We start from the raw sequence: 18,430 nt of genomic DNA, 5'->3' as shown, positions 1-18,430 counted from the left end.
TGCGTTTCACTCCGCTCGAAAAGACGATATATTTCATAAGAAATAGGTGTGTTAGGACACACACCTTCGTATTGGATTAATAGATTTGGGCAAAAAATCTGCGAAAATCATATTGAATCTGAGGGATTTCTTTAAGATTATAGTTGAAAAAAGGTCTGTGGGGACACAGACCTTGGCATTAAAATTATAGGTGAAAAAGAGATCTTTCCTATAAAAAGACCCTGAAACAAGTTCAGGGTGACGTTGCAGAGAGATTTAATGGATAGGATAAAATTCAATAGAAAGCATCGTCATCTCTACTAAAACGCAGAGGAATGGAGAGATCTATCTGAAAATATTTCTTTAATAGATTTCTCGACTGCGTTCCGCTACGCTCGAAAAGACGATATATTTCATAAGAAATAGGTCTGTTAGGACACAGACCTTCGTATTGGATTAATAGATTTGAGCGAAAAATCTGCGAAATCATATTGAATCTGCGGGATTCTTTAAAATTTAGTTGAAAAAAGGCCTTTGGGGACACAGACCCTGGCTTTGGGTCGGGAGAGGTCTTTCCTGTAAAAAAGACCCTGAAACAAGTTCAGGGTGACGTTGCAGAGAGACTTAATGGATAGGATAAAATTCAATAGAAAGCATCACCATCTCTACTAACATGCCGAGGAATGGAGAGATCTATTTGAAAATATCTCTCTAGTAGATTTCTCGACTGCGTTCCGCTACGCTCGAAAAGACGACATCTTTCGTAAGAAATAGGTCTGTTAGGACACACACCTTCGTATTGGATTAATAGATTTGGGCGAAAAATCTGCGAAAATCATATTGAATCTGCGGGATTTCTTTAAAATTATAGTTGAAAAAAAGGTCTGTGGGGACACAGACCTTGGCATTATGGTATTTAACTAACTATACATTTATTAACCCCGTTCTATAAACTCTTCTTTTACCAAACTCCAAAGTAACTTTCTTACCTCTTTAAAATCATTTAAGTAATATTTTGCTTCTGAAATATTATTGCCAACTTTTATGGTAAAAGCATCATCTGGCAGTACTTTGAAAATGTCCTCATCAGTATGGTCATCGCCTAATGCCAGAATGAAATCAGGGTTTTTATCATATAACCAGTTTAAAGCAGCTTTTCCTTTATTAACTTCTATATTTTTAAACTCGATTACTTTGTTCCCTGGCATTAACTGCAATCCTTTATCAGCAGCCAGAATTTTCATGTGGCTTACGATTTCATTGGCCCGTAAATCACCTAATCCATCTTCTGCTTTTCGATAGTGCCATACCATTGAATAGCTTTTTTCTTCAATGAACGATCCGGGAGTACGGTCGGTGTAGGTTTCTAATAAAGCCTTTATTTCCTGTTTCCATTGGTCGGTAAGCAGGGGCAGACTGTTCCACTTATCTCCATACGATTTTTGCCATGCGCCATGTTCAGCAATCAGATCTACCTTTAAATGCCCAAACCACTGCTCCAGCGTTTCATGTCGCCTTCCGCTGATAATCACCACTTTATTGGCATGATCAAGGGTCAGGTTTTCGATCAGATCATAAAGTTCATCGTCAGGAGAGGCATCATCAATGTTCCCGGTAAAATCTACCAGTGTGCCATCATAATCTAAAAATAGAACCCTATCGGTTGTTGTTGCATATTTAGCAGCAATTACTTCATTAATCGAATTGACTGCGTGTTTAGTTAATAATGATTTTTGAGAATCTTTCACTTCGTTTAATCTTAAAATAAAATTGTTAACCCAATGTTTAACGTTAAATTTTTCCACTATAGCCCGCATGGCTTTCATGCGTTGCTGTTGTTCTTCCAAAGGCATTTTTAATGCAGTTACGATGGCTTCCATAATGTCGCCTATATTATTGGGATTAACAATTACAGCATCAGTTAATTCTTTGGAAGCACCTGCCATTTCGCTTAAAATCAATACACCATCTTCGTGGTTCCGGCTAGCTACATATTCTTTACTTACCAGATTCATCCCATCGCGCATCGGCGTTACCAGGCAAATGTCGGCAGTTGAATAAAGTGCAGAGAGTACTTCAATGGGGAAAGAGCGATAAAAATAATTTACTGGAATCCAGTTTATGGAGCGGTACCTCGCATTTAAATTTCCAACAAACTGGTCAATCTGGTCTCTTAACTCGCTATATTGTGGTACGGTATCCCTTGAAGGGACTACAATCATGAAAAGTTCTATTTTACCAATATATTCGGGGTGCTCCTGAAGTAGTAATTCCATGGCTTTCAACCTTTCGAGTATACCTTTACTGTAATCTAACCGGTCGATAGAAAGGATTACTTTCATCTCTTCTTTACCAGTCCTGAAATAATCAATTTCTTTTTTTACTTTTTCAGTGACAGGTAGATCAGAAAATTTATCGAAATCAATTCCCATTGGAAAAGCTTCTATCACAATTTGTCTTTCGTGACTATTAAGTACGTTTGATGATGAATTTACGGGTAGCAAACGTGTGGCGGTGCTGATAAAATGGCGTACATCATCGTAAGTATGGAAACCAATTAGATCGGCACCAATCAGGCCATTTAATAATTCTTCCCGCCAGGGGATGAGCCTGAAAATTTCGTATGACGGAAAGGGAATATGCTGAAAAAAACCGATGGTAGCGTTCGGGAGTTTCTCTCTTAAAATACCTGGCAACAGCAGCAATTGATAGTCTTGAATCCAGATTTTATCCTTTCGATCCAGTACATGCATGGCACTTTTGGCAAATTTCTCATTTACCGATCGGTAGCAATCCCAATAACTTTGTTCATAATTTGCGTAGGTAACCAGGTAATGAAATACAGGCCATAACACTTCATTTGAAAAGCCTTCGTAATATAAATTAATTTCGTTTTGGGTAAGAAAAACCGGATAGAGGTTTAGTTCGGCAAGTTTTTGCGTAACTTCTTCCTGACGTTCTTCCGGAACCTCAATTCCGGGCCATCCGATCCAAATGGAGTTGCCTGATTTATATACATCGCCAAGGCCGGTGGCAAGGCCGCCCTCGCTGGGAATAAACGTGTATTCGTTGTTTTCTTCAATGATTTTAACGGGTAGTCTGTTCGATATTATAACTGTCTTCATGCTTTTATTCGATGTATCTATATCTTAAAAGCATTATCATTCTTATTTTGTTTGAATTTTTAGGTCAAAAAAACATTCAGATGATTAAACGTAGTTAAATACCAATGAAAAAGTTGTACCACTTTCGGGAGTAGAAATAACTTCGATACTGCCTCTGTGCATTTTCATGATGTTTCGGCTGATGGTTAATCCTATACCCGATCCATTTTTCCTGGTGGTATAAAATGGAACGAATATTTTTTCAAGATCATCAGCGTCTATACCTTTTCCATTATCACTAACATCGATATATAGCTTGGTGTTTTCTAAACGGTAATTTACATTGATATGAGGCATATCCTTATTTTCGACCGCATAAATACTGTTGGTAATCAGGTTGATTAATACCTGTTCTATCAATTTCAGATCCAGCTGAATGGTGATTTTTGATGAAGTCTGTTCTACATCCAGCACCACATTTTTAACTTTAGCAAATGGCTGCATCAGTACCTTAATGTGCTTTAATATTTCTCCAATGGTATGCGGCTCAAGGTTTGGTGTAGGCAGTTCGGCAATTAAACGGTAATCTTTTACGAAATCCAGTAAACCGGATGAGCGCCTTTGGATCGTATGAAGTGCTGTTTTAAGGTCTTCCATTTCATCTTCAGTTAAGTCCTTTTTATCGGTTACCATTTTGTTGATAGTATCTGATAAGGAGCTGATAGGCGTGATGGAATTTAAAATTTCATGCGAAATAACACCGACTAACCTGTTCCAGGCTTCAGTTTCTTTTTGCTCAATTTCATCTTTAATGTTCTGAAAACTAATGATGATATAGTTCTTCCCGTAAAGGTTTAAAGGAATCACTTCAGTAGATAACTGGGTTAGTTTATCCTGAATCTTAAGTTCCAGAAACCTTTTTCCACCTGTTGAAATCTGCTCTATTTCTGCTCCGAACGCTGGCAAATGCTCTTTTAACCGATGCCAGTATTTATAGGCGGGCACACCTAAAAGGTTAGAAGCAGCCTGATTGAAAAATGCAATCTCGTTATCTTTTTCTGCTGTTGTATTGCTCACCACGATTACCCCAACCGGAACCTGCTCTAAAATGGTTTTGATCAGCTGAAACATGGCTTCCTGTTCCAGTTTAATCTGTTTGTGAACCTGTAAAATATCAGTAAACGATTCGTATAGCTCCGGGAAACTGCCTCTGGTTGTTTTGTTTCTGAAGTTTAAGGTATGATCTCTCGTTTTTACGGCCAAAATGAAACGGTTAATATCCGACCGGATCTGATTGATATAGTAATAAAGGGAAATAATGGTACCCAATAAAATCAGTGCAACGCCTGTAATGGTAAACCAGAGTTCGGTGTTTTTAATGAGATAAAATAAAAGATAACCCAGCAGATTGATGGTCAGCAGGCGGAATATTAAACGGAAGGTAAAGCGTTGATAGAACATATTTTTAAAGCTAAAAGCTTAAAGGCGAAAGACTAAAGCTTTAAACTTTGGTCTTTTAGCTTTTAGCTTAGATTCCAAATTTTTCAATTCTTCTGTAAAGTGCTGCGCGGGTTAAGCCTAATTCTGCTGCTGCTTTTGATATGTTTCCTTTGTGTTTATCAATGGCCTTCTGCACCATCATTTTCTCCATATCTTCCAGAGCCATTTCATCTGGTAGTGTGTTGTTCTGTGCGTAACGTTGCGGACTTAGCTGCAGATCATCTTCGGTAATATCAGCTCCATCGCTCATAATAACGGCTCTTTCCAACACGTGCTGTAATTCGCGTACATTGCCTGGCCATTGGTACTTTAATAGTGCTTCCTGCGCCTTATTGCTTATTTTTTGCAAATTTTTATGGTATTTGGCACTAAAGACCTGCAAAAAGTGATTGGCCAAAAGTAAAATATCTTCGCCACGTTTACGTAATGCCGGTAATAAAAGTTCTACTGTATTAATGCGAAACAATAAATCCTGCCTGAATGTATTTTTTGCGACCATTTCGTTCAATGGCATATTGGTTGCCGTAATGAGGCGTACATTTACTTTACGCTCTTTGCTTTCGCCCAAACGGGTAACCGTTCGGTTTTGCAAAACACTTAATAATTTGGCCTGAAGTGGTAGTGTTAAATTTCCAATCTCATCTAAAAAAATCGTCCCCCCATCAGCTAGTTCAAAGCGGCCCGGTTTATCTTCTTTGGCATCGGTAAAAGCACCTTTAGCATAACCAAATAATTCACTTTCAAATAGATTTTCGTTTAGGGCACCTAAATCCACATGCATAAATACCTGGTTTTTCCGGTGTGAATTTCCGTGGATCTCATAGGCGAACACCTGTTTTCCGGTTCCGTTTTCACCCAGGATCAGCACATTTGCATCAGTAGGGGCAACTTTTAATAGCGTGTGCTGTAATTGCCTTATTTCAGTAGCCTGACCAACAATATTCTCAAATCCTCTTGTAAGATCTTTTTGAAGCGATGTGTGTATCTTTTCAAGCTTTTTAACCTTTTTGGTCGATTCTCGAAGTTTTGATGCCGATGAAATGGTGGCAAACAGCTTTTCATTTTCCCAAGGCTTAAGGATGAAATCGGTAGCACCTTTTTTTATTGCTTTTACTGCAAGTTCAACATTACCAAAGGCAGTCATTAGTATCACCACATAATCTTTATCAATAGATAAAATATGTTCTAACCAATAAAGGCCTTCTCGGCCATCACTGGCGCCTTTTTGATAGTTCATATCCAGCAAAATGATATCAATTTCGTTTTTGCTCAATAAAACGTTAATTTCTTTGGGCGATTTACATGTAATTACCTGCTTTACCTGTTGCTTTAAAAACAAACGGGCACTTAGCAGGATATCATCATCATCGTCAATAATTAAAACAGTGGCGTCTAACATAACCTTGCCTCTTCCAAGTTAGTATTTCTTATTTTTTGCTAATGTTATCCCATCGATAAGGTGCTGAAAGGATGGGACAAATTTAATAAAACTGTCCGCTCCCGCACATTAACTGTCCGATAACGAACATGTCAAAAATAAAATAATTAATTAATATCTGGTAATCAGTGTTTTAAGTATGATTTGATGTTTTGGCACAAGCTTGGTTACTAGCAGACCAAACAGTAAACCAAACAATGGACAAGAAAATAGAGAAGAAGAGATTTAGCACTAAAACCCTGTTAATAATAGGTGGCGCAGTTGCTTTTGTAGCAATTGTAATTTATGGCTATACTTTGTCACTCAAAAAAGTTTATAGTGCCGATGCAGATAAGTTGACCATCAGTAAAGTAGAATACGGTGATTTTGAAGATGTAGTGCTGTTAAACGCCAGTGTAGTCCCCTTAACCTCGGTAATTGTAAGTTCATCAGAAGGAGGAACAGTTGCGGAAATTTTTACTGAAAATGGCGCATCCGTAGTGAAAGGTACACCACTGTTACGTATTGCAAATTCGAATGCCATGTTGGGGTATACCTCGCAACAGACAGCTGCTACCGAACAAATTAATCAACTACGTAAATCGAGGTTGGATTTAGAACAAAATCAAAGAATCCTGAATCAGGATGTATTGGATGTGGAGAATAATTTACGTACTGCAACCCGCCAGTATCGATTGGACAGTGCACTTTTTGCCAAAAAGGTAATTACACTCCAGGAATTTAATAAATCTAACCAGGATTACGAATATTACCAGGGTAAATTGAAAATCGTTCGCCAGGCGATTAAACAGGAAAATCAGAGCCGTAAGATGCAACTGGCCCAGATTGACCAATCGATGGGGCAAATGAACGAAAGTTTGGAGATGATCCGCAAGAACATTGAAAATATGACCATTAAAGCGCCGGTTTCCGGTAAACTTTCTTCATACGATCCGGTAATTGGTAAATCTTATAATGCCAACGAAATGATCGGAAAGATTGATGTGTTACAAGGTTACAAACTGCAGGCAGGGGTTGATGAGTATTACATCAACCGTGTAAAGGAAGGACAAACCGCCAACTGTGAATTTAATGGTAAAACTTATAATTTAACCGTAAGCAAAGTAATTCCTGAGGTTACAGCGGGTCAGTTCCAGGTAGAAATGGTTTTTAAAGGTCCGGCACCTGAAGGTTTGCGACGTGGATTATCTTTACAAACAAAGTTAACTTTGTCTGATAATAGTAAATCATTGCTCCTTGCCCAGGGACAGTTTTTTCAGAGCACAGGTGGCTCGTGGGTTTTTTTAGTAAAGAATGGAAAAGCAACTAAGAAAAACGTTAAAATCGGGCGAAAAAACTATCTGTATTATGAAATATTGGATGGTTTGCAGAAAGGCGACGAAGTAATTACTTCATCTTACGATCAGTTTAATGAATACGACCAAGTGGAGATTAGTAAGTAGGGCGTTTGGAGTTTGGCGTTTGGCGTTTGGCGTTTGGAGTTTGGCGTTTGGAGTTTGGCGTTTGGCGTTTGGAGTTTGGAGTTTGGAGTTTGGAGTTTGGAGTTTGGAGTTTGGAGTTTGGAGTTTGGAGTTTGGAGTTTGGAGTTTTTTAAAAAAATGGGTTTAAAGTTAAACAAAAAATATAATCAGGTCTTGATACTTGCTACTAAATACTTGCTACTAGACACTTGCTACTCAATACCTGATACTAAATACTTGATACTAGAATTATGATTAAAATAGAAAATCTGGAAAAAGTTTACAAAACAGAAGAAGTAGAAACGACTGCACTCAATGGCATCAATCTCCATGTAGCAACAGGAGAGTTTGTTTCCATTATGGGGCCATCAGGCTGTGGGAAATCTACTTTGTTGAATGTAATGGGTTTATTGGATAAGCCCGAAAGCGGAAGCTACAAATTTATTGATACAGAGCTTTTAACCCTCAACGACAGGGAGCGCTCAAATTTCCGAAAGAGAAACATGGGTTTCGTTTTCCAGAATTTCAATTTGATCGATGAATTAACCGTTTTTGAGAACATTGAATTGCCCTTAATTTATAACAAGGTTCCTGCCGGAGAGCGTAAGAAACTGGTAAACGAAATCATCGAGCGAATGAATATTGTAAACCGTAGCGGGCATTTTCCACAACAGTTATCCGGCGGACAACAGCAAAGGGTAGCGGTAGCAAGGGCCTTGGTTACCAAGCCGAAATTGGTTTTGGCCGATGAGCCTACCGGAAACCTGGATAGCTCACATGGTAACGAAGTAATGGAGTTGCTGTGCGAACTGAACGAAACCGGAACCACCATCGTAATGGTAACCCACTCCAGCCACGATGCCAGTTTCTCTAACCGGATCATTAACCTGAAAGATGGTCATGTGATTTCGGAAAAAATAAATAAAAGTAGAAACGAAGAACTGATATAGAGGTTTGAGGTAAAAGGTTTAAACCGTAGGGCTTAGGCCAACTTAAACCTTCAGTCCTAAACCTTACACCTAAAAAAAAGATTTTAGTTTAGTTAATGATAGCCGCCCAATAATCTTCCCGGATGGGAAGATCTGGGATTGGCAAATAAGGTAAAAGGTTCATAGGTAGAAGGCGTATGGTTTATGCGCTGAAACCTTCCAACCTTTAGCCTTCCAACTTTCAACCTTAGCAATATGTTCAAATTAAACCTGAAAATAGCCTTACGGAACCTTTGGAAAAACAAGGGTTTCTCTCTGATCAATATCGGTGGCTTAGCCATTGGCTTGGCCAGTTGCATGGTTTTGTTACTTTATGTGGCTTACGAGTGGAGTTACGATAAGCAATTCTCCAATCATGATAAAACTTATGTAGTTTATCAAAACATGAAGGCAAGCGGTAAAACTTTTAGCTGGGCCTGGACACCCAATGTGATGGCTAAAGAAGTGCAGGAAAAAATCCCTGGTGTTAAATATGCCGCTCACACTACTTATCCGAGAAAACAGCTCGTTACTGTTGGCGACAATAAAATAAATAGTAGTGCCATCTTTGCTGACCAAAATTTCATTAAAATACTGGACTACAAATTTCTAGAGGGAAGCCCCGTTCAGGTTTTGAAAGATGTAAACACCATTATCCTCACCAAATCTTTTGCAAAAAAGTTATTTGGAAATGAAGATCCTATTAATAAAATGGTAAAGCTTGAAAATCAGGATGTATTAAAGGTAGAAGCCGTAATAGAAGATGTGCCTGCCAACAATAGCCTGGCTTTTGAGTGCATTATGCCTTGGGCACTGTTCGAAAAACGGGAAAGCTGGATAAAGAAGGGCAATTGGGGCAATAATATGTGCCTAACGCTTGTCCAGTTAAAGGATAACAACTTTTTCAGCGCTGCAAATAATTTGATGCATGATATCTATAAACGCAACCAGAAAGATAACATGTCTGAAGCATTATTACATCCATTAAACAAATGGCATCTGTATGATGATTTTGTAAACGGCAAATCGGTAGGTGGTAAAATAGATCAGCTTAGGATATTTTTATTGCTGGCCTTTTGCATTTTGTTGATCGCCTGTGTAAATTTTATGAACTTATCTACGGCACGCTCAGAGCGCAGGGCAAAAGAAGTTGGCGTTCGTAAAGCAATAGGGTCAACGCGCAAAGCACTGATCAATCAGTTTTTTTTAGAATCCTTGCTTCTCACTTTTATCGCAACCGTCTTAGCTTTTATCTTAATTGAGGTTAGTTTGCCATATTTTAATAGCCTGTTAGATATTAAACTAACAATAGACTATCATAATGGCCTGTTTTGGTTAACCTTATTGGGATTAATGATTTTGACAGGATTGGTTGCCGGCAGTTATCCGGCGCTTTATCTAAGTTCTTTCGAGCCTATAAAAGTTTTAAAAGGGTTCACCCTTAAAACAGATTCATCCGCTGCGGTAAGGAAAGTATTAGTGGTGGGCCAATTCGTTTTTGCTGCAGCTTTAATTGTTTGCACAGCGGTCATTTATCAGCAGCTCAATTATGTTAAGAACAAACCCATTGGTTATGACAAATCCAATTTGATTCAAATTGCTGTAGTAGGAAAAATAACTGATCCTGTTAAATTGGACTTGCTTAAAACCCAACTGTTAGCATCGGGCGCTGTAAGCAATGTTACCTCTTTCAGTACAGACTTTACTGAAGGAGGAGACAATACTACGGCTGTATACTGGGAAGGTAAAAATCCTAATGAGGCTATTTCTTTCAACCATAGGGCAATAGGATATGATTTTGTTGAAACGATTGGCACTAAAATGATCAGCGGCAGGGAGTTCTCCATGAAATTTCCTAATGATACCAATAGCGTATTGTTAAATGAAGCAGCCGTGAAAATGATGGGATTGAAAAATCCGGTGGGCAAGGTAATCACTTTCTGGGGTAGAAAACTAACTACTGTTGGTGTTGTAAAAGATTTTGTGGTAGAAAGTGCTTATCAAAGAGTAGCCCCGATGATTTTTAGGGCTAATACAAATGGCGACGCGAAGGTACTTATAGCAAGGTTAAGTCCAAATCAGAACATCAGCTCTTCTCTGGCCAAGATTGATGATCTGGTACAACAAATCGAGCCAAATTATCCTGTAAACCGAAAATTTGTGAACGAATCTTTTGAAGAGAAATTTAAAAATGAAAAATTATTGGGTTCACTTTCAAACTGGTTTGGTGGTTTTGCCATTTTCATTTCTTGTTTAGGCTTATTGGGTCTGGCGCTTTTTATAGCCGAACAACGCAAAAAGGAAATCAGTATCCGGAAGGTTTTAGGTGCGAGTACCGGCAATATCCTGGTGTTGCTGAATAAAGACTTTATAAAGCTGGTAGCCATTGCCAATATGATTGCCTTTCCTTTAGCTTACATCATCATCAATAAATGGCTATCTGCTTTTGATTATCGTGTGGCTATTTCGTTTCTACCCTTTCTGCTCGCCATCGTCATCTCTGTTTTAATTGCAGTGTTAACGGTCAGTTTGCAATCGGTAAAAGTGGCAAAGGCCAATCCTATTGATGCACTTAAATATGAATAATGGAGAGAAGGCGAAAGGTTTTAAGGTAGAAGGCTAAAGTGTCCAAAACCTTACAACCTGCAACCTTTCAACTTTTAAACTTAAAAAGATGTTTAGACTCAATCTAAAAATAGCCTTACGCAACCTTTGGCGCAACAAAGGCTTCACGCTGATCAATCTGGGCGGGTTGGCCATTGGTTTGGCCAGCTGCATGATTTTATTATTGTATGTAGCCTACGAATATGGTTATGATAAGCAGTTTACCGATTATGATAAAACTTATGTGCTTTACAATAACCAAAAAACCGCTTCTGAAACCTTTAGCTTTATGGCCTTCCCAGGTCAGTTGAGAGATGAAATCAAAGAAAAAGTTCCTGGTGTGGCCAAGGTAAGCCGTTTATCTTATGCTGAACCGATGCTTTTATCCTACAATCAGAACAACCTTAAAATGAACGCCGTTTTCGGCGATCCGGATCTTCTTAAGATGTTCGATTATAGGGTGTTGAAAGGTAATCCAAATACTTTTTTGAACAGTTTAGATGGGGTAATTCTGACAGAGACACTGGCTAAAAACCTTTTTGGTAATGAAGATCCGCTTAACAAGGTAGTTAAACTGGATAACAAGGAGAGTTTGAAAGTAGAAGGCGTTATTGCTGATCGCCCTAAAAATTCGACATTGGGACAAGATTATATCATGTCCTGGAGATTGTACGAAAAATTAAATCCATGGACTAAAGACAGTGGCTGGGGAAACAATTATTGTATGTTGTTTGTGCAACTTCAGGATAATTCCTTTTTTGCTCGTGCCAATAACCAGATGAAAGGCATGATCAAGGCCCACGATAAAGCAATTAATGGCGAACCTTTTATGCATCCTTTATCTAAATGGCATTTATACGATAAATTTGAAAATGGGAAAAATGTAGGCGGAAAGATTGATCAGTTGAAGATTTTTTTCCTTTTGGCTTTCTGCATCCTGCTAATTGCCTGCGTTAATTTCATGAACCTTTCTACCGCCAAATCAGAAAAGCGGGCACGCGAAGTTGGTGTGCGTAAAGCTATCGGCTCTTCGAGAAATAACCTGGTAGGCCAGTTTATGTTCGAATCAGTTTTATTAACCACCTTAAGTATGCTTGTAGCTTTTGTTTTAATTGAGGTAAGCCTGCCATATTTTAACAATTTATTGGGCATTACCCTGGGGATAGATTATAAAGATTATAAATTTTGGTCGGTATTTTTAGGTTTAACCTTGTTAACTGCAGTAATTGCCGGCAGTTACCCTGCTTTTTACCTTTCTTCTTTCGATCCGGTTAAAGTTTTAAAAGGATTCAAAATTTCTGGGGGATCTTCATTGTCCATCCGTAAATTCCTGGTTATTTTTCAGTTTGTATTTGCAGCATGTTTAATCGTTTGTACTGCAGTGATTTATCAACAGTTAAATTACATTAAAAATAAACCTATTGGTTACAATAAGGCAAACCTAATACAGATTTCTACAGAAGGCGAGTTCTCTAAAAAAGAAAAACGCGAAATCCTAAAAGATGAATTGCTTAAATCGGGAGCCATAACTGCCTTTACAGAGTACAGTTTGTCGTTAACCAGCGGAGGTAACAATACTTATGGAATCAACTGGCCGGGTAAAAACCAAAAAGATAAAATCCTGGTCAACTTTAGGTTTACCAACCTCGACCTTACCAAAACTACTGGTATGGAAATTTTAAAGGGAAGAGACTTTTCTAAAGATTTTGTAGATACCGCTAATGTATTGGTTAATGAGGCATTGGTTAAGGTGATGGGAATGAAAGATCCTGTCGGTAAAATGATTGAATGGGGGCAGCCAGTAAGGATCATTGGAGTGGTTAAAGATTATGTAATGGAATCTCCGTATCAGAAAGCAATTCCTTTACTTATTGCGCAAAATCCTGATAATGTTACTACCATTATTATGAGATTAAATGATAAAAACAACATCACCTCATCTGTTAACCAGATTAGCGAAACAGCGAAGAGACTAAATCCTGCTTATCCGGCCACGATAAGGTTTGTTGATGACAACTTTGAATTAAAATTCAAAAATGAAAAACTGTTGGGAACACTTTCTAACTGGTTTGGAGGTTTTGCTATTTTTATTTCTTGCCTGGGTTTATTGGGTCTGGCTTTATTTATGGCCGAGCAGCGCAAAAAGGAAATTAGTATCCGTAAAGTATTGGGTGCCAGTACGGCAAATATCCTCACTTTATTGAATAAAGACTTTGTCAAACTGGTTGCCATCGCCAACCTGATTGCATTTCCGTTAGCTTATATCGTTATCAATAAATGGCTTTCAGCTTATGAATATCGTGTTTCAATTTCCCCTTTGCCGTTTATCATCGCCATCGGATTATCGGTATTGATAGCCATTTTAACGGTTAGCGTACAATCGTTAAAAGTGGCCAAGGCAAATCCTGTTGATGCTTTGAAATATGAATAAAGGTCGGAAGTAAGAGGGCAAGAAGGTAGAAAGCTAAAGCGTCCTAAACCTTCCAACCTTTAAACTTTCAATCTTCAACCTAAAAAATATGTTCAAATTAAATCTAAAGATCGCGTTGCGGAACCTATGGAGAAATAAAGGGATTGCGGCCATTAATATTGGCGGGTTGGCCATTGCTTTAGCTGCATTTATTTTGGTAACGCTCTATTTTACCTATGAAACCAGTTTCGATAAGGAAAATCCTAATTACGAGAATATTTATGTTGTTGGAATAACATACCCGGAATTTAAAACCAATTATGTTGCGGCCCCTTTTGCTGAAGCAATCAGGCAAAATTTTCCAGAAGTTGTGTCGGCAGGTGTGATAAAAGATAGTGCTTTTGAACTGACAATTAAAAAAGGAAAAAATACGCTGTTTACTAAAAAAATTCTACAGGTAAGTTATGATGCCGCCAAAATTCTAAATATCCAGCCCGCTAATGGTCTCATAAAACCAGCAGGAGAGACAGAACGACTTACTTATCTGAGCACTGAAAGCATGAAAACGCTTTTTCCGAATAAACAGGACGATGAACCAGAAATGGTTGGTTTTGGAGCAAGCACTTCTGGAATAACTGGAGTGATTAATGGATCTATAAAAAATAACCTGCATTCCAACTTCAATTTTGATGGTGTTAGTATTGGTAATGAACTTGGCAAGAATGATCATTATAACATGAATGATTACACCATCTATTTACAGGTAAAACCTGCAACAGATGTTGAAAATCTTGAACGAAAAATTACCGGTTTATACCGTACTGAATTGTTGAAGGACAAAAGCGAGGAAAAGTCAATAAAAGAAATAAATGGTATCTCTACTTTTTTAGACCCATTGGCTAACCAGCATTTAAAGCCAAAAGCGGGTAATGACGCGCCTTATAAAATACTAATAGCAATTTCTGTTTTGGGTGTTTTGATTTTGGTGATTGCCTGTATCAACTTCACTAATTTGAGTATAGCACAAGCAGGTAAGCGCGCTAAAGAGGTCGGTATAAAAAAAGTTATGGGTGCTTATCGTTTGCAGTTAACCAAACAGTTCCTGGTAGAGATCTTGATGCAATGTTTAGTCGCCATTATTTTAGCCTTAATTATCGCAGAATTAGCTTTGCCTGAATTCAACAGCCTGTTTCAGGTTCACTTATCTATCTGGGATACTGCGAATGGTTTATTCTGGAAAATACCTCTTATTTTAGCATTAATTAACTTTTGCGCAGGTATTTATCCGGCAATTGTTTTGTCAGGTTTTAAGCCATCGCTCGTACTTAAAGGCAATTTCTCTACCAGTAAACAAAGTTATTGGCTACGTAATGCTTTGCTGGTTTTCCAATTTAGTATGGCAGTTATTTTCATTATTGGCTTATTCATTATCAATTCGCAATTAAAATACATGCGGAGCGAAGATTTAGGCTTTACGGCCAATCAGGTGATTTATATTAAAAACCTAACATTATTTAATAATCCGGCCAAATTTGGTTCAGGTAATTTCGAATCTGTCAGGCAAAAAATACTAAAAGTTCCAGGTATCAAATCAGCAACGGTAAGTACATTTATTCCTGGCGGCCCAAATGGAATAAACAGCTATACTGCAAATGGTATAAAAGCCAATATTGATTTTGTTAATGTAGAGTTTGATTATTTTGAAACTTTGGATATTAAGTTAAAAGCAGGGCGCTTTTTCTCAAGCAAATTTAAAACTGACACGATAAATTCGGCAATTGTAAATGAAAGTGCAGTTGCCAGGTATCGTATTAAAAATCCTGTTGGACAAATAATCAGGGGCTGCGATATCGATTATAAAATAGTTGGTGTAATCAAAGATTTTAAAACGCAAGGTTTTGAAAATGTAATTCAACCCACAATCTATACGATTAAAGATCCTTGCGGAAGCTTTAAAACAGAAATATTGCTCAAGATCGAACAAAATAAAATGGCCGATGCACTAGCTACATTAAAAGCGCAATGGCCTGAAATTAATAAACTTGATGGAGAAGATTTTCGCTATGCCTTTCTCGACGAACTTTACGGTAAGCTGTTCAAAAAGCAGGAACAATTGCAGTCGGTATTTTTCACTGCTGCTGTACTCACTATTTTTATTGCATTACTGGGTTTATATGCATTTGCCAAATACATTACCAATGGGCGCTTAAAAGAAATTGCCGTGCGTAAAATTTTGGGTGCAACTGATGTGCAGTTGCTTAAACTGATCAATAGTTCATTTTTTTACCTGGTCGTTGTTGCAAACATCGTTTCCTGGCCAATTGCCTATGTGGTTACCAATATGTGGCTCAAGACCTTTGCTTACCGGATCGATTTTCCTGTTTTGCCATTTGTAACCACCACATTGATAACGATTTTATTAACCATTATAACTGTAAGTATACAGGCCAAAAAAGCAGTAAATGCCAATCCTGTTGATGCTTTGAAATATGAATAACGAACTGCGATAGGCGTTTGGTGTTTAGCGGGATTCACCGCTAACCGCACAGCGCTTTACGCTAAACCTGACAAATATGTTCAAATTAAACTTAAAAATCGCCTTACGCAACCTCTGGAAGAATAAAACTTCTTCCTTTATCAACGTAGTTGGTTTAGCTATTGGTCTTGCAGCCTGTTTAATGTTGCTCCTGTATGTTACTTACGAATGGAACTTTGATAAGCAGGCTAAAAACTGGCGGAATGTATATGTTGCCATGACTAATGTTCCTGGAGATGGTAATAAAATTGCCGCAACTTTTAATGGTACTACCACTGCTCTCGGTCCATTATTAAAAGCGCATTTACCAGAGGTGAAATATGTTGCCCGCATGGATTATGGCAAAAAAAGTTTAATTGCTAACGGACAAAACAGCTATAAAAAGGATTCAAAATTTGCTGAACCTGACCTGCTTAAAATGTATGATTATCAGTTTATTTCAGGTGATCCGAAAACCGCGTTAAAGAATCCGCTTTCTGCGATCTTAACGGAAAGTACAGCAAAAACTTTGTTTGGAACAACCGATGTTTTAAACAAAGTTGTCCGTTATCAGGATAGGGAAAATTTAACCATTACAGGTGTAATCAAAGATTTGCCAGAAAACAGTTCTAATCGTTTTGATTTCTTAATGCCCTGGTCGTTCTATGAAATTCTTGATCGCGATGTTAAAGATTTAAACTGGAATAATTACAGTTTCGTAACGATGGTATTGTTAGATCAGAATGCAGATATTGATTTGGTAAATCGTAAAGTTGATGCTTTGGTGAAAGCAAATGCGCCACAAAATGCACAATCACAACCACATTTTCTGTATCAAGCCAGCAAACTGCACTTGTTCGGGAAGTTTGAAAATGGCAAACCCATAGGTGGCGATATTGAGCAGATTTACCTCTTTATTGGTTTAGCATTTGGGATTTTACTGATTGCCTGTATCAATTTTATGAACATGGCTACGGCAAAATCGGAGAAAAGAGCAAAGGAAGTCGGTATTAAGAAAACCATTGGGGCAAACCGCTCGTCACTAATTCTTCAGTTTTTAACCGAATCGATGGTTCTTACATCCATTGCGGTTGTACTCGCCATTGCTTTACTTGAACTTTCGCTTCCGGCATTTAATCGATTACTGAACTTCAATATTGGCATTTCTTATTTTAGAGTGACGAGTTGGCTTGGGATATTGGGAATTGTATCAGCCACGGGGCTAATAGCAGGTAGTTATCCGGCTTTTTATCTCTCATCCTTTAATCCAATCCAAACCTTAAAAAGAAAAATAAATGCCAAAGGATTTCTAAATATCAGTTTAAGGCAGGTTTTGGTGATCGGTCAATTCTGTTTCGCTATTATACTCATTATTGCAACGTTAGTTATCTATCGCCAGATTCAATACATCAAAAATAAGCCCGTGGGCTTTGATGTTAATGCGCTGGTCGAAATGCCCCAGGAGGGAGAATTGAAAACCAAATTCGATTTATTTAAAACTCAATTGCTAAAAGCAGGAGCTGTTACGTCAATGTATCAATCATCTGTTAGTCTTTCTCATCATGGCCGAAATTTTATGGATATAAAATGGGATGGAATGACTAAGCCTGAAAATACAGTTATGTTCAACCAAGTGGCTACATCATACGACTTTATTAAGACCAACGGCATTAAATTATTGGCGGGAAGAGATTTTTCAGAACGTTTTGCCTCAGATACCAGCGCAATTATGGTTAGTGCATCGGCTGTGAAAGTATTTGGCTACAAAAATCCGATCGGTAAAAAAGTAACGCTTTTCGGTACAAACGCTCACATTATTGGCGTGTTTGATGATTACGTATGGGATTCTCCATACAAATCGAACAATCCACAAGTTGTTTTCATTAATTTAAAGCAAACCGGTACCATCACCATGCGTCTCAATAATGCAAATAGTTTGCAGCGTAATATCGAAACCATTAATAGAATTACAAAAGCATTTAACCCGGCTTACCCAACTGAGATCTCATTTGTAAACTCACTGTATCAGGAAAAATATAAGTCAGAACAAATATTGGGAATATTATCTAACCTCTTTGGTGGATTGGCCATTTTTGTTTCCTGCCTGGGATTGTTTGGCCTTGTTGCCTATAGTTCTGAACAACGTACCAAGGAATTTGGTGTAAGGAAGGTTTTAGGCGCATCTGTAGCCAATTTAATGCAGTTGCTATCCCTGTCTTTCCTAAAGATGATCGCCGTAGCCATCGTAATTGCGATACCAATCGGTTATTTGTCTATGGTAAAATGGTTAAATAATTTTGAATATCATACAGAATTTAGCTGGTGGATTATGCCGCTAGCTGCTATTGGAACTTTGATGATGGCATTAATTACGGTGAGCTTTCAGGCTTATAAAACGGCGAAAGCTAACCCTGTTGATGCACTTAAATACGAATAATGAACTGCGATAGGC

The 18,430-nt window shown here is 38.0% G+C and carries 9 protein-coding genes; 6 read left to right on the top strand and 3 right to left on the bottom strand.

Annotated features, from left to right (window positions below; genetic code table 11):
• Positions 1–914: 914 nt before the first annotated feature.
• The 3 genes from DV942_RS04940 to DV942_RS04930 form a co-directional block, all read right to left on the bottom strand.
• Positions 915–3,104, bottom strand: a complete 2,190-nt coding sequence (locus tag DV942_RS04940; RefSeq protein ID WP_145855742.1) for a bifunctional alpha,alpha-trehalose-phosphate synthase (UDP-forming)/trehalose-phosphatase — start codon at positions 3,102–3,104, stop codon at positions 915–917.
• 84 nt (positions 3,105–3,188) lie between these two features.
• The gene (locus tag DV942_RS04935; protein ID WP_145855740.1) at positions 3,189–4,544 is read right to left on the bottom strand and encodes a sensor histidine kinase; all 1,356 of its coding nucleotides are present in this window, start codon (positions 4,542–4,544) and stop codon (positions 3,189–3,191) included.
• A gap of 67 nt (positions 4,545–4,611) precedes the next feature.
• Positions 4,612–5,982: a sigma-54-dependent transcriptional regulator gene (locus DV942_RS04930; protein ID WP_145855738.1), complete on the bottom strand. Its 1,371-nt coding sequence runs from the start codon at positions 5,980–5,982 to the stop codon at positions 4,612–4,614.
• Positions 5,983–6,218: 236 nt separating this feature from the next.
• On the opposite strand from DV942_RS04930, the gene DV942_RS04925 reads away from it, so the two are divergent.
• The 6 genes from DV942_RS04925 to DV942_RS04895 all read left to right on the top strand — a co-directional run bounded on the left by DV942_RS04925 (position 6,219) and on the right by DV942_RS04895 (position 18,415).
• Entirely contained in the window at positions 6,219–7,463 is a 1,245-nt protein-coding gene (locus tag DV942_RS04925; protein WP_145855736.1) for an efflux RND transporter periplasmic adaptor subunit, read from the top strand.
• A gap of 269 nt (positions 7,464–7,732) precedes the next feature.
• The gene (locus DV942_RS04915; protein WP_145855734.1) at positions 7,733–8,431 is read left to right on the top strand and encodes an ABC transporter ATP-binding protein; all 699 of its coding nucleotides are present in this window, start codon (positions 7,733–7,735) and stop codon (positions 8,429–8,431) included.
• A gap of 234 nt (positions 8,432–8,665) precedes the next feature.
• Entirely contained in the window at positions 8,666–11,035 is a 2,370-nt protein-coding gene (locus DV942_RS04910) for an ABC transporter permease (protein WP_145855732.1), read from the top strand.
• 88 nt (positions 11,036–11,123) lie between these two features.
• Positions 11,124–13,484: an ABC transporter permease gene (locus DV942_RS04905; RefSeq protein ID WP_145855730.1), complete on the top strand. Its 2,361-nt coding sequence runs from the start codon at positions 11,124–11,126 to the stop codon at positions 13,482–13,484.
• Positions 13,485–13,572: 88 nt separating this feature from the next.
• Positions 13,573–15,960, top strand: a complete 2,388-nt coding sequence (locus tag DV942_RS04900) for an ABC transporter permease (protein WP_145855728.1) — start codon at positions 13,573–13,575, stop codon at positions 15,958–15,960.
• 76 nt (positions 15,961–16,036) lie between these two features.
• Complete coding sequence (locus tag DV942_RS04895; protein ID WP_145855726.1) at positions 16,037–18,415, top strand: ABC transporter permease; 2,379 nt, start codon at positions 16,037–16,039, stop codon at positions 18,413–18,415.
• The last annotated feature ends 15 nt before the right edge of the window (positions 18,416–18,430 follow it).

It is taken from the genome of Pedobacter suwonensis (assembly GCF_007833675.1).
GTDB lineage: Bacteria > Bacteroidota > Bacteroidia > Sphingobacteriales > Sphingobacteriaceae > Pedobacter > Pedobacter suwonensis.
Note: the sequence above shows the minus strand (reverse complement) of the source record. Positions and strands in the feature narration are given on the sequence as shown.